The sequence below is a fragment of the Lactobacillus sp. WILCCON 0058 genome (assembly GCF_057198005.1).
This window is the reverse complement of record NZ_JBUBHM010000001.1, coordinates 462,814-479,523: the sequence shown is the minus strand read 5'-3', so window position 1 is coordinate 479,523 and position 16,710 is coordinate 462,814. Positions and strand designations below refer to the sequence as shown.

Below are 16,710 nucleotides of genomic sequence, written 5' to 3'. Positions count from 1 at the left end.
GTTTTTCTGATATTCCTTTCTAGTTAAATCTATGGGTAGATTCAACTTGGAAAAAGAAATCAGATTTTTAACCTTTTGAAGTTAAGGTCAGTGAGTACGGTTGGCTGTCAAACAACGCCGGATGGCGTCATCCAATAGCTTTTTATCTGCCCCACTGAAAACTTTTAGCATGGCAGTCTTGAAGGCATCTTGCCCGCAAAAAAGCAGGCAAGCATATCGTGATGCCTTCTCGAAGCAGTCAAGCCGCGATTTTAATACCCCGAACTGAGTTCGTTAAAGCTGACTGCTCTTACATGCTAGAGCCTTCAACTTTGTAGTATTACTAGGCTTATGCTTCTTTTATCCGACTGTCAAGAATTTCCTTAACTCGCTTGTAAGGCGTGTAAAGCGTGATTTCTTCGTCAGTTAATCTACTCAATATATTTTTTGCTGCGGCGATATTCGCATTCATCTCGCCGCATTTCTTGCATTTGGTCAGTTCATGATGACTGCCGTATCTTTCCTCAAAATGCTGCCCACAGATCGGACAATACTGAGAAGTATATGCCGGATTGACATCATGAGTTTCAATCGAATTCTTGCTTGAAAGATATTCAATGCGTTCATCCAGTTGGCCCTTAGTCCATGAATTCAAGCGCTTGCGCATCTTTCTTGCGAATCTGCTGTTATCTGATTTGATGCCTTTTTCTTTTACGAACGTCAAGTCTTCCTTGGCAATGACCGCCGGATACTCTTTCTCAATCATCCTGTTTATCGCACAGTTGATAAAGCTTCGGACGGTTTCTTGAGCTGAGCGGTAGCTCTTGTCATACGACTTTCTTCCGATATTGTTTTGCTCCAGATTCTTAAGCTTGCCAAGCAGTTTTCTTTTCTTCTTCGAAGCTGTCTTGGATAAAGGCTTGTCTGCCTTTTCCAGTTGCTCAAGCTGCTGATTGAGCAGCCAGCGCAAACTCATATAAGGCTGCCGATTTGCGTTTCGTTTGCCATATTTGTCAACGATGGCATTGGCAAGCTTGCTGAAGTTTTTACCATATTCATTGCCGCTGCTGCAGGAAAGCAAGGTGGCAAGCCCCTTGTCAATGCCGATCGCCTTCTTTGAATTGTTACTGTAACGCTTGCTAGTGATCAGCTTATGAACTTCGAGGCGCTGCTTGACGCGGTCAAGCACCACTGTGATATCGCCGGTACGTGGATAACTCCACGGACTGGTCATCTCCACAGAAAACTGCTTTCTAGGCACATCTGAACTGAATAAAAAAGTATTTCCTTCAAATGCCCAATTCAAGTCACACTTCATGCTAGAGCCAAGCTTGCCCGACTTGCGTGCCCGGTAGTGATAGCGATACGTAATCCGGCGTAAGTAGCTGTATGCTTGCTTGATTTGCTTATCCGTCAGCTTGGCTTCTATTTCAGTTAAAGCTTCAGTGTATTCTTCCGGCAGCTCAATTGGCTTGTGAAGAAGAACGGATTGCCATGCACTTTTAAATTTTAAGATAAAGAACAAAAGGTGGCGCTGATCTGCAGAAAGATTTTCATTTCCTTGGATCACTTTCTTCAAGCGGTTAGCCAGATTCGACCACATACTTTTTATGTTGGCGCATGCTTCACGGAGAGCGCCTACCCAGTGCTTGGTCTGAAAGTTGTAGACTGTTTCCAGCTTTCCTTTTGCGCCTTTAACCGGTTTGTCCCATTTGCGAACTTGGTTACGCAGAGTCTGCCAGTTATTAACCGCAAGCATCGACTTGATGCCACAGTAGCGGTTCAAAAAGAAATGCCGGCACCTGCCGTATCTTTCAAAGAAGTCGGACATTCTGGCAAATTCTTCATCGCTTAACTTTTTGGAGTAGACTCTAATCGTCTTGGGCTGAGTCTTTGTCACTGTCTGCTTGATTGAAGAGCTTTTTGCTTTCTTGGATGACTCTTGCATTCTGATGCGACCTCTTTCCATACAGCTTAGCTGAGAAAACAGTGATTATAGATAAAACATCTTCTACAAGTTCTGAATTTGGATCAACGTTGTCTGTCTGATTGATGACAACCAGCTCTACATCGTTTGCCTGACAGATTGTCTCAATTATTTCAAAGCCAAAACGAACAAGCCGGTCTTGGTAATTTACCACGACTCGTTCGCACTGCTTCTTGCAGATCATGTTGATCAGCTCTGTCAGGCCCTTTTTCTTATAGTTGAGACCAGATCCAACGTCTTGAATGATCTTAAACTGATAGCCATTGACTTCGCAATATCTAGACACTACATCCTTCTGCCTTTGGAGGTCTTCTTTTTGATGACCAGAAGAAACCCGGCAATAGCCGATGGTCAGTAGCTTCTTAGGCTTAGATGCCTTCACATTTCCTTGCAGAACTTCATCTAGCATTTCTTTAGTGTAGCGGCGTTGGTTGGAGGCAGTTCTAAGCGGTGTAATCAATCCCTCAGCTTCCCAATTGCGGAGAGTTGACTTGGCAACGTTAAGGTACTCAGCTGCTTTTGATATGGACATGTATTCGCTCATCGTTTCTTCCTTCCAATCTTTCGATATAGATATTATATCAAGAATTGGTAAGAAACGTTGCTATTTAGCATCGGATGAAATGAATAATTTTTAGCAGTCACACCCTTCTTCCAACGCCGGATTTAAGTAGTTTCTCCGGAAAGTTGGTCTGTGAGAAAGCCCCAACCGTTCCATTAATTCCGCCGTTGATAGCTCTTCACCATCAAGAACTTCCAACAGTTTTTGAACCTGGGGATTTTCTGCTTTCTTTGTTTTACCAACAACTGTGGTTTCCTTCAGCGTGTCCAAGATGACTTTTAGCATGAATTCCACAAAAGGACTGCTTTCTCCCTGTTCATCAGACTTGCCAAGTGCCTGGTAGTATTCTTCCTGTCTGGACCGAATCAGTTCCTCTATCGGCAGCCAGAAAAAGATTTCATTCCAGTTACCTAGCAGCAAACTATGCCAGAGCCGGCCCATTCTCCCGTTACCATCGGCAAAAGGATGGATGAACTCAAACTCATAATGGAAAATCGCGCTCTTAATCAAGGGATGGGCCTTAGAATTACGGTACCAAGTGATCAGATTTTGAATCTCACCTGGGACAAGTTTGGCTGGCGGAGCCATGTGAATGACTTGGTCACCGGCAAAAACTCCCACCCCACTGGTCCGGAACCTGCCATTTTCAGAAATCAGCCCGGCCATCATCTGCTTGTGCGCCTCTAACAAGTCATCCACAGAATATGGGTTGAGTTCAAGCATCATCTCATAAGTGGCGTATGCATTCTTCACTTCCCGGATTTCATTGGGATTGCCAAGGATTCGCTTGCCGTCTAAGATAGCCGTAACCTGTTCAAGCGTTAGAGAATTCTGCTCAATCGCCAAAGATGAGTGAATCGTCCGGATTCTGTTTTCCTTCCGCAAATGCGGGTTCAGATTGCCATGCGACAAAACTTTGATCCGGCCAATCTGCTCACTGGTTTCCGCCAGCAGGTTCATTATGTTGTCGGTCATCTGAAATGGCGGTACATATTCACTCATCTCTGCCTCCTCTTCTTTATCTTGGTCGGTAACTTAGTCGCTTATCTTGGTCGCTCGACCGACTAAGTTATTCCTTCGTCAGCACGGTCACGCATTCCACATGTGGCGTCTGCGGGAACATGTCGACTGGTGATACCAGGTCAGTCGTATAACCAGCCTCCATCAAGAGCTGCATGTCCCGCACTAACGTTGCCGGGTTGCATGAGATGTAGACAACCTTCTTTGGACCCGTCTTAACCGCGGCATCGATAAATTCCTTGGTCAAGCCTTTACGTGGCGGGTCGACAAAAATTACATCCGTCTTCAAACCTTCAGCCGCCCACTTCGGCATCAAGTCTTCCGCCTTGCCGGCATAGTACTTGGCATTGTGAATCTGGTTGAGCCGGGCGTTGTTCTTGGCGTCCTTGACCGCAGCCTTAACCACTTCAACCCCGCGAACTTCCTTAACGTACTTGGCCGCGGACAGACCGATCGTCCCGATCCCGGAGTAAGCGTCAACAATCAAATCGTCCTTAGTCAAGCCCGCCTGGTCAATGGCCAGCTTGTAGAGGCGCGGCGTCTGCAGGGAGTTGATCTGGAAGAAGGACTGCGGCGAAATTTCAAAGGTCAAATCGCCAATCTTGTCATCAATGTATCTCTTCCCCCACAAATGGTAGTCGTGTTCACCCAAGATGACGTTGGTTCTCTTTGGGTTGTGGTTGAGGAAGATCGACTTCACCCCGTCGATTTCCTTGATCTCGTCAACGACCGCGTGCAGGCCTGGGAAGTCCCGGTCCAAGCAGACCAGGACGACCATCATGTCGCCCGTAGCCGTTCCCCGGCGGACTTCCAGGTATTTTACCTGCCCTTGATGCTTTTCTTCGTCATAAGCCGGAATCCGCTTTTCCCGCAAGATATCTCTGACCGCTACCAGGACCCGGTCAATTTCCGGATCATTGGTGAAAAAGTCTTCCAGCGGCACCAGGTCGTGTGAGTGCCGGCGGAAAAAGCCGATCTCTAGCTGCCCCTTGACCATTCTGACCGGTACCTGGGCCTTGTTTCTGTAGCCAGTTTCCAAGGGACTTGGCAAAGTTTCCGCTACCTTGATCTGATCCAGGTGGGCCTTGCTCAAAAGCTCCTTAACCTGCTTTTGCTTGAATTCCAATTGCTTGTCATACTTGAGGTGAGCCAAGCTGGCTAAACCAGTCTGCACGTACTGGCGGAGAGGCACCTTGACCCGGTCCGGGCTTTCCTTGACGATCTCAGAAATTCTGGCAAAAGCATAGCTCTTCTTGTCCTTCAAGATCTGCGCCTTGACCACTTCACCTGGCAAGGCGTTGTTGACAAAGACCGTTTCGCCATTGACATGGCCAACCCCCATGGCTTCATATGACAAGTCGGTGATTTCGACTTCGACGATTTCGTTTTTCTTCATGATTATTTATCTCCTTTGCGGGCCCGCTGGCTCCGGTTATCTGGCGTGACAAAGTTGATGATTGGGAAGGCCAGATACAAAATCATCCCCAACCTTGGCTGGACGAAAGATATCAAAATAAAGACTAAATTGAGCAGGAAGAGCCAGATGAAGCGCAGCCAGGAAACCCGGCCCCAGAGCTTCCGGAAGGTCTTAATATGCGGCAGTGAGCTCCGCATCCCCACCATTTCCGTTGCCAGTTCAAAAATCTGGACCAAAAAGTAGACGATCCCATAACAGACCACGCTCAAGACCGACAAATCCCCCATGATCCACTTGGTCATGACCGGAATCAAGGACAGACTGGCCAAAAAAGCGAAGTCGCAGACCATGGTCATCTTTCCTGCCCGCATAATATGAAAACTGAAGGCATGGTGGATTTCATACCAGAAATTGGCTACCACGAAAAATGAAATCAAATAGATCAAAATCTGGCTGAAAAAGTCATGGTAGGCGCTCTTGGTCAAAGGCGCCCCGATCTCCAGCACCACAATAGTGATGATGATGGCGATTACCCCGTCGTTAAAAGTCATCAGGTGTTCTGCCAATTTGGCCCCGGACTCCTTAACAGCCTTCTCCCGGTACCGGCGCAGCTGGTCCCACTCGCTCTGCTCTTCTGGCGACAGAGGCGGCAGAGACCGTTCGGCCCGCTTTCTTGCTAATTCTTTCTTTTTATTGGTTATCATGCTTTTCCTCTAAACACAAAAATAGAGTCTGACAAAAGTGTCAAACTCTATTATAACAGTCTAGCCGACGTAGAATTCGATCCGTTCCCGCAAGTTTTCAAAAGTTACCGGGAACATGCCGCCTTCTTCCCCGTCCAGGTTGACGGAGAGCTTGTCATCGCGGTTGTGACCGATCAGTTCAGCCTTCAGACTGGTCGTCTTGGTGTAGATGATGTTCGGGTCATCCACGTGCTTGCCGTTCAAGGCCAGAGCCATCAGCCGGAGCAGGTTGCCCGGGTCGCTTGGCTTGACCACGATCAGCTGGAAGAGGCCATCTGAAAGCTCGGCGTTTGGCATGATCTTTTCAAAACCGCCGATGGAGTTGGTCATTCCCAATAAAAGCAGAGACAGCTTGCCTTCGTAAACGCCCTTGTCAAAAGTCAGCCGCATTTCACATTCGCTGAGGTTTGGCAGCATTTCCGCCCCCTTGATCAAGTAGGCAGCGTAGCCCAAGGCGGACTTGACGTCTGAAGAAACCCCGTAGGTCAGTTCAGCCAAAGAACCGGCAGCAGCGATGTTGACAAAGTACTTCTGGCTGCCATCGCCGAAGTCGGCCCGGCCCACGTCCATCTTTTGGACATTGTCCTTGAGGATCACTCTGGCTGCTTCAACCACGTCGTCACGCGGAATCTTCAAGGCTCTGGCGTAGTCGTTGGTCGTCCCCGCCGGGATGATGGCCATGCGCGGGCGCTCTTCCTTAGGCAAAAAGGCGATCCCGCTCACGACCTCGTTGATCGTGCCGTCCCCGCCAGCTGCCACGACCAGTGAAAAACCGTCCTTGGCTGCCCGGGTTGCTTCATTTTGAGCACTGAGCGGAGCTGGCGTGGTTCTGAATGCACTGGCTTCATAACCCGCTTGTTCCAAAATATCCAAAATATCAGAAACGTTCTTAGGCATCTGTTCATGCCCGGAAACCGGATTGTAAATCAAGCGCGCGCGCTTAGTCATCTGCTTCACCTTTTTCTAAAAAATTTTCTCCTGCCTTAACGGCTGGCCAGGTCGGCCAAGAGGAGCTTGTTGATCACCTTAGGGTTGGCCTTGCCCCGGGTCTGCTTCATGATTTGCCCAACCAGGAAGCCGATAGCCCGGTCCTTACCGTTCTTGTAGTCTTCAACAGACTGCGGGTTGGCGTCGACAACTTCCTTGACCATTGGTGCCAGGACGCTTTCATCTGAAAGCTGGGCCATGCCGTTTTCTTCAACGTACTTCTTCGGATCAGTGCCGTTAGCAACAGTTTCCGCGAAGACCTTCTTGGCAATCTTGGATGAGATCGTCCCGTCAGAAATCAGTTTGATCATGGCAGCCAGGTTTTCTGGAGTCAAGGCGATGTCCTTGAGTTCAGCATGCTTTTCGTTCAAGTAGCCGTTAACCTGGGTGTTCATCCAGTTGGCTGCCTGCTTTGGATCAGCACCAGCTGCTACAGTAGCGTCAAAGAAGTCTGAGCTTTCCTTGTTTTGCAGCAAAACATTTGCGTCGTATGGCTTCAAACCGTATTCATCAACGTAGATCTTCCGCCGTTCGTCAGCCGTCTTTGGCAAGTTGGCCGCGATTTCGTCAACCCATTCCTGCTTGATGTGGTATGGAGCCAGGTCTGGTTCTGGGAAGTAACGGTAGTCCGCATCCCCTTCCTTGACACGTTCCAGGACAGTCTTGCCCGTGTTGGTGTCAAAACGGCGGGTGGACAGGCGAACCCGGCCACCGGAGAGGAGGATTTCCTGCTGACGCTTTTGTTCATACGCCAGGGACAGACGGACGTGTTCAAAGGAGTTCAAGTTCTTCATTTCGACCTTGGTCCCGAATTCCTTCTGGCCAGCTGGACGGATGGAAATGTTGGTGTCAATTCTCATTGACCCTTCTTCCATCTTAACGTCGGAAGCCCCGGTAAATTGCACGATTTCCCGCAGCTTTTCCAGGTAGGCAACAGCTTCGTCCGGGTCAGTCATTTCTGGTTCAGAAACGACTTCCAAAAGCGGTACCCCTTGCCGGTTGTAGTCAACGTAGGAGAAGCCGTTGGTCCCGTGAGTGTTCTTACCGGCGTCTTCTTCGATGTGCATTTCGTGAATGTGGATCTTCTTCTTCTTGCCGTGAACTTCGACTTCAACATAGCCGTTTTCAGCCAATGGCTTGAAGAATTGGGTGATTTGGTAAGCCTTCGGGTTGTCCGGGTAGAAGTAGTTCTTCCGGTCAAAGTGTGTTACCGGGTTGACGTGGGAGTGGGTGGCCAAAGCGACCATCAAGCCCAGGCGGTAGACTTCCTTGTTGACCATTGGCAAGGTACCTGGGTAACCCCAGTCAATAACGTTGGTTTCGGTGTTTGGCTTGGCCCCGTAAGTTACTGGTGAAGGTGAAAAGATCTTGCTCTTGGTCTTCAACTCAAAGTGGACTTCCAGACCGATAGTTGACGTAAAATTCATTTAAATTAATCCTCCAATCCAGCTGGTGTTTGTTCGTAGAACTTGTTGCTGCGTTCGATGAAGTCAGCTACTTGGAAGACATGGCCTTCGTCAAAGCGCTTGGCCATGATTTGGAAGCCGACCGGCATCCCCGTCGTTTCGCTCAAGCCGGCTGGCACGCTGGCTGCCGGAATCCCGGCCATGTTGGCGGAAATCGTCAAAATGTCGTTGTTGTACATCTTGATCGGGTCAGAAATTTCTGAGTTCAAGTCAAAAGCAGTTTCGGTAGAAACCGGCCCGACAATAACGTCGTTGTCTTCGAAGATCTTGTCGAAGTCTTGGCAGATCAAGGTTCTTACCTTGGCAGCCTGCAGGAAGAACTTGTCATAAGCGCCGGCTGACAGGGCGAAAGAACCCAGCATGATTCTCCGCTTTACTTCGTCGCCGAAGCCTTCTGACCGGGACTTGAGGAAGACTTCATCCAGGTTCTTGGCTTCTGCCCGGTAGCCGTAACGGATCCCGTCGTAACGTTCCAGGTTGGCCGAAGCTTCACTGGAAGCGATGATGTAGTAAGTTGGCACCACGTACTTGGTGTGCGGCAGGGATACTTCGTTGATGATAGCCCCGTTTGCCCGCAGAAGTTCGATTTGCGCTTCAACTGCCTTGCGGACGCCTTCTTCAACAGCATCGCTCATGTATTCCTTAGGAACGGCAACCCGCAGGCCCTTGACGTCCTTGCCCAAGAAGCTGGTGTAGTCTGGTACTTCCTTTTCTGAAACAGTGGCGTCGCGGTCATCAGCCCCGGCGATCACGTTCAGAACTTCAGCTGAGTCCTTGACCCGCTTGCTCATCACCCCGATTTGGTCCAGTGATGAGGCAAAAGCGATCAAGCCCCAACGAGATACCCGGCCGTAAGTTGGCTTGATCCCGAAGATACCGTTGAAGGATGCTGGCTGGCGGATTGAACCACCGGTGTCACTACCCAAGGCAGCAACAACTTCACCGCTGGCAACAGCAGCTGCTGAACCACCGGATGAACCGCCTGGCACCTTGTTCAGGTTCCATGGGTTCTTGGTGTCACCGAAGTAAGAAGTTTCAGTGGATGACCCCATGGCGAATTCGTCCATGTTGGTCTTGCCGATGATGGTGGCTTGGGCGGCCTTCAGCTTAGCAACAACAGTTGATTCGTAAACCGGTTCAAAGTTGTACAAAATGTGGCTGGCTGCCGTCGTCTTCAAGCCGTTGGTGATGATGTTGTCCTTGATGGCAATCGGCACGCCGGCCAGTTTGTTGTTAAAGTCAAGGTCTTCGGCTGGCTTAACGTCTTCGTTTACAGTGATGAAGGCATTGATCTTTTCGTCAGTCTTCTTGATGTTGGCGATGGTGTCCTGGGCCAATTGGTCAGCAGAAACAGCGCCGCTCTTCAGCTTGTCGTTTAAAGAATCGATCGTTTCGTTTAAGTAGTTCATTATTGGTTATCATCCTTATCGATAATTACAGGTACCTTGACAAAACCGTTGCTCTTGTCAGGAACGTTCTTCATCATTTCTTCGCGGGTCTGCCACTTTTCAGGAACGTCTTCTCTGAAGACAGTGTCGCGATCAACTACTTGTACCGTTTCTTCAACGCCAGTCGTGTCAACGGCTTGAAGTTCTTCTGCCATTTCCAGAATCTTCCCCATTTGCGGGGTGAACTTGGCCAGTTCTTCTTCGCTGAATTCAAGCTGGGCTAATGCCGCAACGTGCTTGATGGTATCATTTGTTACCTTTTCCACTTAATGTACCTCCTAATTACCGCCATAGATGTGCATCCGATAAGACCCGGTAGCCGTTTCCTTGGCAACGACCGCTTGGGTGTCGTTGACCGAGGAAATGGTTATTTCAACCGGTGAGCTGGTTCCCAGATACTTCTTCGCCCGGCTCATAACCGTTTGGGCAAAGCTCTGCACCTGCAGATAGCCATAGAACTGCGTGGTGATGGCAATGCTTTCGTAAGCCAGCTTGCCATCGTAGTAGCGCAGAGTTGCCGTGACCCCGGAAACGTTCGGGAAGTAGTTCTCAATTTCATCCTTAAAACTGGTGAACTTGGATTCGTCACTGGAACTGACCGCGCTGGCCCCATCGACCGTCGGCAGAACCTGGGTCTTTTCGTTCACGGAATTCCATTTAGATATTTTACTACTATTTGCGCTGGCTGTCCCATATGAGAAGTAAGTTCCCCCGACTAATGAGTCGGTGTCAGTCTTAGAGAACAGGCCGACCATGATCGGGATATTCTTGAGCTTCTTCTTGGCATGCAGGCGGGAGACGATCGTGTTGGCCGTTTTCTGCCCGAAGGCCCGCCGCTTGGCCAGGGAAATCTTAGTGCTGTATTCCGCCCCGTCAGTCGTCTTGGTGTAGTAGTCGACCGAGTTGAGGCCCAGGCTGATGCTGATGCCGGCCAGCTTGTAGCTGGACCCGCTCTTGACATAGAAGTCTTCTTCCATGATCTGCTGCAGGATGATCGGGTTTCTGGTCGCCTCCCCGGTCTTGCCATTGTTCTTGAGGTTCAGCCCCTCTTTATTGCTCTTTGAATACCGGCCCAGCCAGTTGGTAACCGTCGTTTCGTCGAGCTGCTGGCCTTCCTGGATGACATAGTCCTTGGTTGAGAAGACCTTCTTGGACACCCGGATCAGGCCCCGTTCCATGGCTGACTCGTCCACGCTGTTGTCATAGTTGGTGGCTTCCAGGCCGGAAATCGGGCTGGTCTTGTAGACCCCCTTTTTCAAAAGGACTGAGTAGCCGCCGTCAGTGCTGGAAGTCGTCTCGTACTTCTTGGTCTTGCTGGTCGTCGTCGTTGAGTTGCTGGCCAGGTCGGAATTCTTCAAGTTGCCGCAAGCCGCCAGCAGGAGGCTGCAGCTTGCCAAAGTTATTGCCTGTAAAAATCTCTTCACTTTTCCGTGTCCTTCTCTTCGATCTTAGAGATTGCTTCTGCCTCCGTTAAGCGCGGAATGTCCAGGGCTTCTGCCTTGGCCAGTTTGCTGCCGGCGTCTTCCCCGTAAACCAGGCAGTCAGTCTTCTTGGAGACTGACCCGGTCACCTTGGCTCCCAGGGCCTGCAGCTTCTTGGTAAACTCAGCCCGGCTATAGTGGGCCAATTTCCCGGTCAAGACCACGGTCTTGCCCTTGAAGAAGTTGTCTTCAGCTTCCCCGTCTTCACCCAGGTAGTCCATGTTGACCCCGGCCTCTTCCAGCCGGGTCAGCAGCTTCTTGGCTTCTTCCTGCTGGAAGTAAGCCGTCAAAGACTCAGCAATCGTCATTCCTATTGTATCGATTGCAGTCAGTTCTTGCACGCTTGCTGAAGCGATTTTAGACATATTTTTAAATTTCTGGGCAATCAACTGAGCGGCTTTCGCGCCGACATTGTCGATCCCCAGGCCAAAGAGGACCAGCTCAACGGAATTCTTCCGGCTTTGGTCAATGGCCGCCAGGAGATTGTTGATGGACTTCTCTTTAAAATGGTCCAGCTGACTCAAGTCGTCGGCGGTCAGATAGTAAAGGTCAGCGACATTGTGCACCAGGTCCTTCTCAATCAGCTGCTTGACGATCTTTGGGCCAAGGCCAGCGATATTCATGGCCTGCCGGGAAGCGAAGTGGGCAATCCCTTCTTCGACTTGGGCCGGACAGGACGGGTTGATGCAGCGCAAGGCCACTTCTTCATCCAGGTGGACCAGGTCTTCCCCGCAGGAAGGACACTTAGTTGGCACCGCATAAGGAACTGAGTCTTCTGGCCGCTTGCTTAAAACGACTTCGGAAATTTCCGGAATGATGTCGCCGGCCTTGTGCAGCTTGACCGTGTCGCCCAAGCGGACGTCCAGTTTGGCCAAGAGGTCCGGATTGTGCAAAGAGGCCCGGGAAACCGTGGTCCCGGCCAATTGCACCGGATCCATTACGGCGGTCGGGGTCACGACCCCGGTTCTGCCCACGGTCCATTCAATCTCCCGGACAAGCGTTTCTTCTTCTTCCGGCGGGAACTTGTAGGCAATTTCCCAGCGGGGCACCTTGACGGTATTGCCAAGGTCTGCCTGCAAGGCCAGGTCATCGACTTTCAAGACGATGCCGTCGATCCCGTAAGGCAGGCTGTCGCGCTTTTTGGTAAATTCATCGATATAGTCGTAGACAGCTGACAGATTTTCCAGCCGGCGGCCGTTTTCATTGGTGTGAAAACCCAGCTTGGCCATTTCGCTGATCGCCTGGTGCTGGGAGTCGATGCCAGCTGGCGGATTGATCCAAGTATAGATAAAGGTGCTCAGCTGCCGCTTTTTGGTCACTTTCGGGTCCAGCTGGCGCAGAGAACCAGCCGCGGCGTTTCGTGGATTAGCGAAGATGCTCTCCCCTGCCTCGTCCCGCTCCTGGTTCAATTTGGCGAAAGCCTCCTTGCCCATGTAGCATTCTCCCCGCACTTCGGTGGTAATGGCTTCTGGCAATTTCTGGGGCACATCCTTGATATACTTGACATTCTTGGTCACGTCTTCGCCGACCTGGCCGTTGCCCCGGGTTGAAGCACGCTTTAAGCGCCCTTCTTCATATTCCAGAGACAGGGAAAGGCCATCGATTTTCAACTCGACATTGTAGGCAACAGGGTGACCGATAGCTTTTTGCACCCGCTGGTCAAATTCAGCCAGCTCTTCTTTGGAAAAAACATCCCCCATCGACAGCATGGGCACTGGGTGCTCAACTTTAGGCAGGTCGCTGCTCACCTCACCGCCGACCCTTTGGGTGATGGAGTAAGCTGCCTTTAATTCCGGATAGGCAGCTTCCAGTTCCAGCAGGCGGGCATATTTTTCATCATAAACGTGGTCTTCAACCACCGGAGCGTCTTGCTCGTAGTAGGCCTTGGCCCACTGGTCCAGCTGAGTGCGCAGCTCGCTGACTTCCTTTTTTGCTTCTTCTAAACTTTCAGCCATGCTTTTTCACCTAAATTTTCTTGATCGGGGCAAAAGCCGCCAGCAGGCGCTTTGTGCCCTTGCTTGCAAAAGCGATGTCCAGTTCCATGTCATCGCCAGAGCCTGTGACCTTGATGACCACGCCCTTGCCCCAGCTCTTGTGCTCTACCTGGTCGCCAGGGTGCCAGCCCTTCTTTTCAGCGCCGACGGCCCCGGCTGCCTTGCTAGCCCGGTGGACCGGCTTAGCAGCTTTAGCTTGGGACTTTTTGGCAAAAGGCAACCGGTCCAGGTCTAAGAAGGAAGTCCTGGACTTTGGGGCAGTTGAGGCCACGATATCCAGGTCCTCATCCTTGATTTCGCCGATAAAGCGTGACTGGGCGTTGTACTGCTTGCTGCCATACATCATCCGGGTGTAAGCCGAAGTCAGGTAAAGCTCCTCTCTGGCCCGGGTAATGCCCACGTAGGCCAGGCGGCGTTCTTCTTCCAGCTGGTTCGGGTCTTCGTCCTTGATGGCCCGGGAAAGCGGGAAGATGTTGTCTTCCATCCCAATCAAGAAGACGACTGGGAATTCCAAACCCTTAGCCGCGTGCAGGGTCATCAAAGTTACCCGGTCATCGCTTTCTTCCAGGTCATCCTGGTCGCTTAAGAGGGATACTTCCGCTAAGAAGTCGCTCAAGCGGCTGCTGTCCGGGTTTTCTTCTTCATTGTAATTGTCGTCAAAGCGCTTGGTAACCGTAGCGAATTCCTGCAGGTTTTCCAGGCGGGCAGCGGCTTCCAGGGACCCTTGAGCTTCTTCTTCCTTCAAGGCTTTGGTGTAGCCGAAGTCTTCCAGGATCTTGTCGGTCAGTTCACTGACCGTGTGGTCTTGGGCGTAAGCAATGGCGCTAGTCAGCTGGTCGCTGAAGGCCAGGAGCTTTTTGGCAGCGGCAGAAGAAATCGGAGCCAATTCGACATTGCGCATGGCTTCGTAGATCCCGCCCCCCATTTCGTCAGCGAAGGCAGCCAATTTGGTTGTCGTAGCCTGGCCTATCCCCCGCTTTGGAACGTTGATGATCCGGTTGAAGCTCATGGAATCGCTGGGGTTGGCCACCAGCTTAAGGTAGGCCATGATGTCCTTGATTTCCTTGCGGTCGTAGAACTTGTGCCCGCCAACGATCTGGTAAGGGACATTGGCTTCAACCAAAGTTTCTTCCATCCCACGGGACTGGGCGTTGGTCCGGTAAAGGACGGCGAAGTCCTGGTAATGACGCTTCTTTTTGTCGACTTCTTCCTTGATCTTGGAAAGAACGAAGCGGGTTTCGTCCCGGTCGCTCTGGGCCTGGTAGTAGTGGACCTTTTCCCCGTCGCCCTTGTCGGTCCACAGCTTCTTGGCCTTCCGGTTTTCATTGTGGTCGATAACCGAGTTGGCCGCCTTCAAGATGTGGCCGGTTGACCGGTAGTTCTGCTCCAATTTGACAGTTTGGGCATTCTTGTAGTCATGCTCAAAGTTGAGGATGTTTTCCATGTTGGCTCCCCGCCAGCCATAGATTGACTGGTCGGCATCCCCGACAACGCAAATATTGTGGTAGCCGTCAGCCAGCAGACGGCAGAGCTCGTACTGGGCCTCGTTGGTGTCCTGGTATTCGTCAACCAGAAGATAGCGGAACTTCTGCTGGTAGTAGGCCAGGGTATCAGGGCTGGCCTCAAAAAGGGTCAGCGTCTGCATGATCAAGTCGTCAAAGTCCAGGATCTGGTCTCTTTCCAAGCTGGCCTGGTATTTCTTGTAGACGTCGGCGACGACTTTTTCAAAAGGACCGACCGCGCTGGCCTCGTACTGCTTCGGGGTCTGCAGGCGGTTCTTGGCATTGGAGATCTGGCTCAAGATGTTGCGGGGCAGGTACTGCTTGGGATCCAGGTCCAGCTGGCGGAGAATGCGCTTGACCAGGGTCACCTGCTCTGAAGGGTCAGCGATGGAGAAGTCCCGGTCATAGCCGATCAAGTGGCCGTCCCGGCGGAGGATACGGACGCAGAGAGCGTGGAAGGTGGACATCCAGATGCTTTCGGCCTGGTCGCCCAGGAGCTTGACTTCTCTTTCCTTCATTTCTTTAGCGGCCTTGTTGGTGAAGGTGATGGCCAGGATGTTCCAGGGAGCAACCCGCTTTTCTTCCACCAAGTAGGCGATCCGCCTGGTCAGAACCGAGGTCTTCCCACTGCCGGCCCCGGCGATTACCAAAAGGGGCCCTTCAGTCGTCTTGACTGCCTGGACCTGTTGCGGATTCAAACCTTGTAAAATCGTTGCTTCAGACATGCTTTTCCCTTTCAATAAATCAAAAAACTTAGCTTATCCATTATAGCAAAAAAAGCTGCCAAAAAGCTCTGGCAGCCTGGTCAAACCTGCTTAATTATCGTACTTATTCAGGTTGTATTGTTCAATTAAATTGATGAGTTTGGTCGAGTAGTCCGGGTCGGTGGCATAGCCGTCGGTGACCAGGGCCTTGGCCTGGCTCTTGTAGTCCTTGGCCGCCAAAACATCCTTGTACTGGTCCTTGTTCCAGCTGGTTCCCTGCTGGAAGAGGCGGACGTGGGCCCGGATAGAGGCTTCATAAGAGTCATAAATCTGGAAGCGGGCCTTGACGGTCACCCACTTACCATTGGTGTACTCCTTGGTCGTCATCACGGCCGAAGTGTTAGGGTTAGTCCCTTTAACTCCGAAGAGGTTGTTGTACTTCTGGGACAAGTCGCTTTGCCCGTAGTTGCTTTCCAGGCAGGCCTGGGCGATGGTGATGCTTGGCAAAAGACCGGTCCCCTTGTCAACCTTTTGGGAGATCGGCCCCACCTTTTTGATAAAGGCCTTCTTTTGCCGCAAAAGCTTAGCGGCTGCTTCCTGCTTGGCCAGTTCAGCCTGGCGGATCTGCTCTTGCTCAAGGGCCTGGCGGCGGTAGTAGCGGAAGGCCACGAACAAGCCCAGGCACAAGAGGATGATGGCAAAAACGCGGACCACGAGGATGGTGGTCGTCTGCTTGCCCTTACGTGTTTTTCTGTGTCCAGCCATACTTATCACCTTTCTAGCGCCGCTTCAGTCGCTGCTTGAGGGGCGCGGTAATGAGCGGCGTGATCAAGCCGCTGAAGACTGCTTCCAAAACGCCATTGACGGCCAGGGCCGTAAAGAGGATGACCAGCAAAGACTGCCCGCTCTTGGCCCCCAGGGCTAAAGCCAGCTTCTGGGGATGGCTGAAGTAGACCAGGTCAGACAAAAGGATCACCATGAGCGTATTGACCGCTGAAGCTAAAAGGCCGCTTAAGGCGTAAGCCAGAGGCCGCTTGCCCTCCCATTTATCAGCCAATTGCCCGGCCATGCCCGCTGCCCAGCCGGCCGCGACCCGGGGCAATAAGGCAATCAAGGGGTTCTGGAAAAGGAGAATGGTAACCAGGCCGTTTGGAGCAGCATATGCCCTGATCAAGCTGGTTAAGCCCCAGACCAGGCCAAAGGCCGCGCCGGCTTTAGGTCCTCTTAAAGAGGCAAAGACCGCGACTGTCAACGGAATCGTGGTGATGGCCGGCAGGCCCGGCAAAATCGTGATGTAACCCACATTGGGAATAAAAGCTTCCAGCAGCAGAATGGCCACAAAGACCGCGCTGATCGTTAGGTTCAGGGTCTTCTGTCTGGCTTCAGAATCGTACATTTAGACATCCTTCTATTCATCTTG

Annotated in this window: 14 protein-coding genes; all 14 read right to left on the bottom strand. The window is 51.3% G+C overall.

Features of this window, described 5'->3' with window-relative positions; translation table 11 throughout:
* Positions 1 to 328 precede the first annotated feature (328 nt).
* Positions 329 to 1,927 (bottom strand): RNA-guided endonuclease TnpB family protein, encoded by a 1,599-nt coding sequence (locus ACYVUU_RS02360; protein WP_484499827.1) that lies wholly within the window; start codon positions 1,925 to 1,927, stop codon positions 329 to 331.
* Positions 1,851 to 2,510: an IS607 family transposase gene (locus ACYVUU_RS02355; RefSeq protein WP_484499261.1), complete on the bottom strand. Its 660-nt coding sequence runs from the start codon at positions 2,508 to 2,510 to the stop codon at positions 1,851 to 1,853. The genes ACYVUU_RS02360 and ACYVUU_RS02355 overlap by 77 nt, the downstream gene beginning before the upstream one ends.
* Before the next feature lie 90 nt (positions 2,511 to 2,600).
* Positions 2,601 to 3,530 (bottom strand): Fic family protein, encoded by a 930-nt coding sequence (locus ACYVUU_RS02350; RefSeq protein ID WP_484499826.1) that lies wholly within the window; start codon positions 3,528 to 3,530, stop codon positions 2,601 to 2,603.
* Between the two features lie 67 nt (positions 3,531 to 3,597).
* A complete protein-coding gene (rlmD, locus tag ACYVUU_RS02345) occupies positions 3,598 to 4,944 on the bottom strand; it encodes a 23S rRNA (uracil(1939)-C(5))-methyltransferase RlmD (RefSeq protein WP_484499825.1) in 1,347 nt (448 codons plus the stop codon).
* A 2-nt stretch (positions 4,945 to 4,946) separates the two neighbouring features.
* Entirely contained in the window at positions 4,947 to 5,669 is a 723-nt protein-coding gene (locus ACYVUU_RS02340; protein WP_484499824.1) for a TMEM175 family protein, read from the bottom strand.
* Between the two features lie 60 nt (positions 5,670 to 5,729).
* A complete protein-coding gene (locus tag ACYVUU_RS02335) occupies positions 5,730 to 6,656 on the bottom strand; it encodes a diacylglycerol kinase family lipid kinase (protein ID WP_439774761.1) in 927 nt (308 codons plus the stop codon).
* A gap of 35 nt (positions 6,657 to 6,691) precedes the next feature.
* Positions 6,692 to 8,122 carry an Asp-tRNA(Asn)/Glu-tRNA(Gln) amidotransferase subunit GatB gene (gatB, locus tag ACYVUU_RS02330; RefSeq protein WP_439774762.1) on the bottom strand — a complete coding sequence of 477 codons (1,431 nt, stop codon included), beginning with the start codon at positions 8,120 to 8,122 and terminating at the stop codon, positions 6,692 to 6,694.
* A gap of 5 nt (positions 8,123 to 8,127) precedes the next feature.
* Positions 8,128 to 9,570 carry an Asp-tRNA(Asn)/Glu-tRNA(Gln) amidotransferase subunit GatA gene (gatA, locus tag ACYVUU_RS02325; RefSeq protein WP_484499823.1) on the bottom strand — a complete coding sequence of 481 codons (1,443 nt, stop codon included), beginning with the start codon at positions 9,568 to 9,570 and terminating at the stop codon, positions 8,128 to 8,130.
* Positions 9,570 to 9,875 (bottom strand): Asp-tRNA(Asn)/Glu-tRNA(Gln) amidotransferase subunit GatC, encoded by a 306-nt coding sequence (gene gatC / locus ACYVUU_RS02320; RefSeq protein ID WP_003620937.1) that lies wholly within the window; start codon positions 9,873 to 9,875, stop codon positions 9,570 to 9,572. The genes gatA and gatC overlap by 1 nt, the downstream gene beginning before the upstream one ends.
* A gap of 12 nt (positions 9,876 to 9,887) precedes the next feature.
* Entirely contained in the window at positions 9,888 to 11,033 is a 1,146-nt protein-coding gene (locus tag ACYVUU_RS02315) for a CamS family sex pheromone protein (RefSeq protein ID WP_439774764.1), read from the bottom strand.
* A complete protein-coding gene (gene ligA, locus ACYVUU_RS02310) occupies positions 11,030 to 13,045 on the bottom strand; it encodes an NAD-dependent DNA ligase LigA (RefSeq protein ID WP_484499822.1) in 2,016 nt (671 codons plus the stop codon). The genes ACYVUU_RS02315 and ligA overlap by 4 nt, the downstream gene beginning before the upstream one ends.
* Positions 13,046 to 13,055: 10 nt before the next feature.
* A complete protein-coding gene (gene pcrA / locus ACYVUU_RS02305) occupies positions 13,056 to 15,311 on the bottom strand; it encodes a DNA helicase PcrA (protein WP_484499821.1) in 2,256 nt (751 codons plus the stop codon).
* A 90-nt stretch (positions 15,312 to 15,401) separates the two neighbouring features.
* Entirely contained in the window at positions 15,402 to 16,055 is a 654-nt protein-coding gene (locus ACYVUU_RS02300) for a glycoside hydrolase family 73 protein (protein ID WP_439774767.1), read from the bottom strand.
* Between the two features lie 13 nt (positions 16,056 to 16,068).
* Complete coding sequence (locus tag ACYVUU_RS02295) at positions 16,069 to 16,686, bottom strand: ECF transporter S component (protein ID WP_484499820.1); 618 nt, start codon at positions 16,684 to 16,686, stop codon at positions 16,069 to 16,071.
* Between the last annotated feature and the right edge of the window lie 24 nt (positions 16,687 to 16,710).

Bases quoted from the DNA above. Each gene is read 5' to 3' on its own strand.
- ACYVUU_RS02360 (WP_484499827.1), bottom strand. From the start codon at position 1,927: ATGCAAGAGTCATCCAAGAAAGCAAAAAGCTCTTCAATCAAGCAGACA.
- ACYVUU_RS02355 (WP_484499261.1), bottom strand. From the start codon at position 2,510: ATGAGCGAATACATGTCCATATCAAAAGCAGCTGAGTACCTTAACGTT.
- ACYVUU_RS02350 (WP_484499826.1), bottom strand. From the start codon at position 3,530: ATGAGTGAATATGTACCGCCATTTCAGATGACCGACAACATAATGAAC.
- rlmD (WP_484499825.1), bottom strand. From the start codon at position 4,944: ATGAAGAAAAACGAAATCGTCGAAGTCGAAATCACCGACTTGTCATAT.
- ACYVUU_RS02340 (WP_484499824.1), bottom strand. From the start codon at position 5,669: ATGATAACCAATAAAAAGAAAGAATTAGCAAGAAAGCGGGCCGAACGG.
- ACYVUU_RS02335 (WP_439774761.1), bottom strand. From the start codon at position 6,656: ATGACTAAGCGCGCGCGCTTGATTTACAATCCGGTTTCCGGGCATGAA.
- gatB (WP_439774762.1), bottom strand. From the start codon at position 8,122: ATGAATTTTACGTCAACTATCGGTCTGGAAGTCCACTTTGAGTTGAAG.
- gatA (WP_484499823.1), bottom strand. From the start codon at position 9,570: ATGAACTACTTAAACGAAACGATCGATTCTTTAAACGACAAGCTGAAG.
- ligA (WP_484499822.1), bottom strand. From the start codon at position 13,045: ATGGCTGAAAGTTTAGAAGAAGCAAAAAAGGAAGTCAGCGAGCTGCGC.
- pcrA (WP_484499821.1), bottom strand. From the start codon at position 15,311: ATGTCTGAAGCAACGATTTTACAAGGTTTGAATCCGCAACAGGTCCAG.
- ACYVUU_RS02300 (WP_439774767.1), bottom strand. From the start codon at position 16,055: ATGGCTGGACACAGAAAAACACGTAAGGGCAAGCAGACGACCACCATC.
- ACYVUU_RS02295 (WP_484499820.1), bottom strand. From the start codon at position 16,686: ATGTACGATTCTGAAGCCAGACAGAAGACCCTGAACCTAACGATCAGC.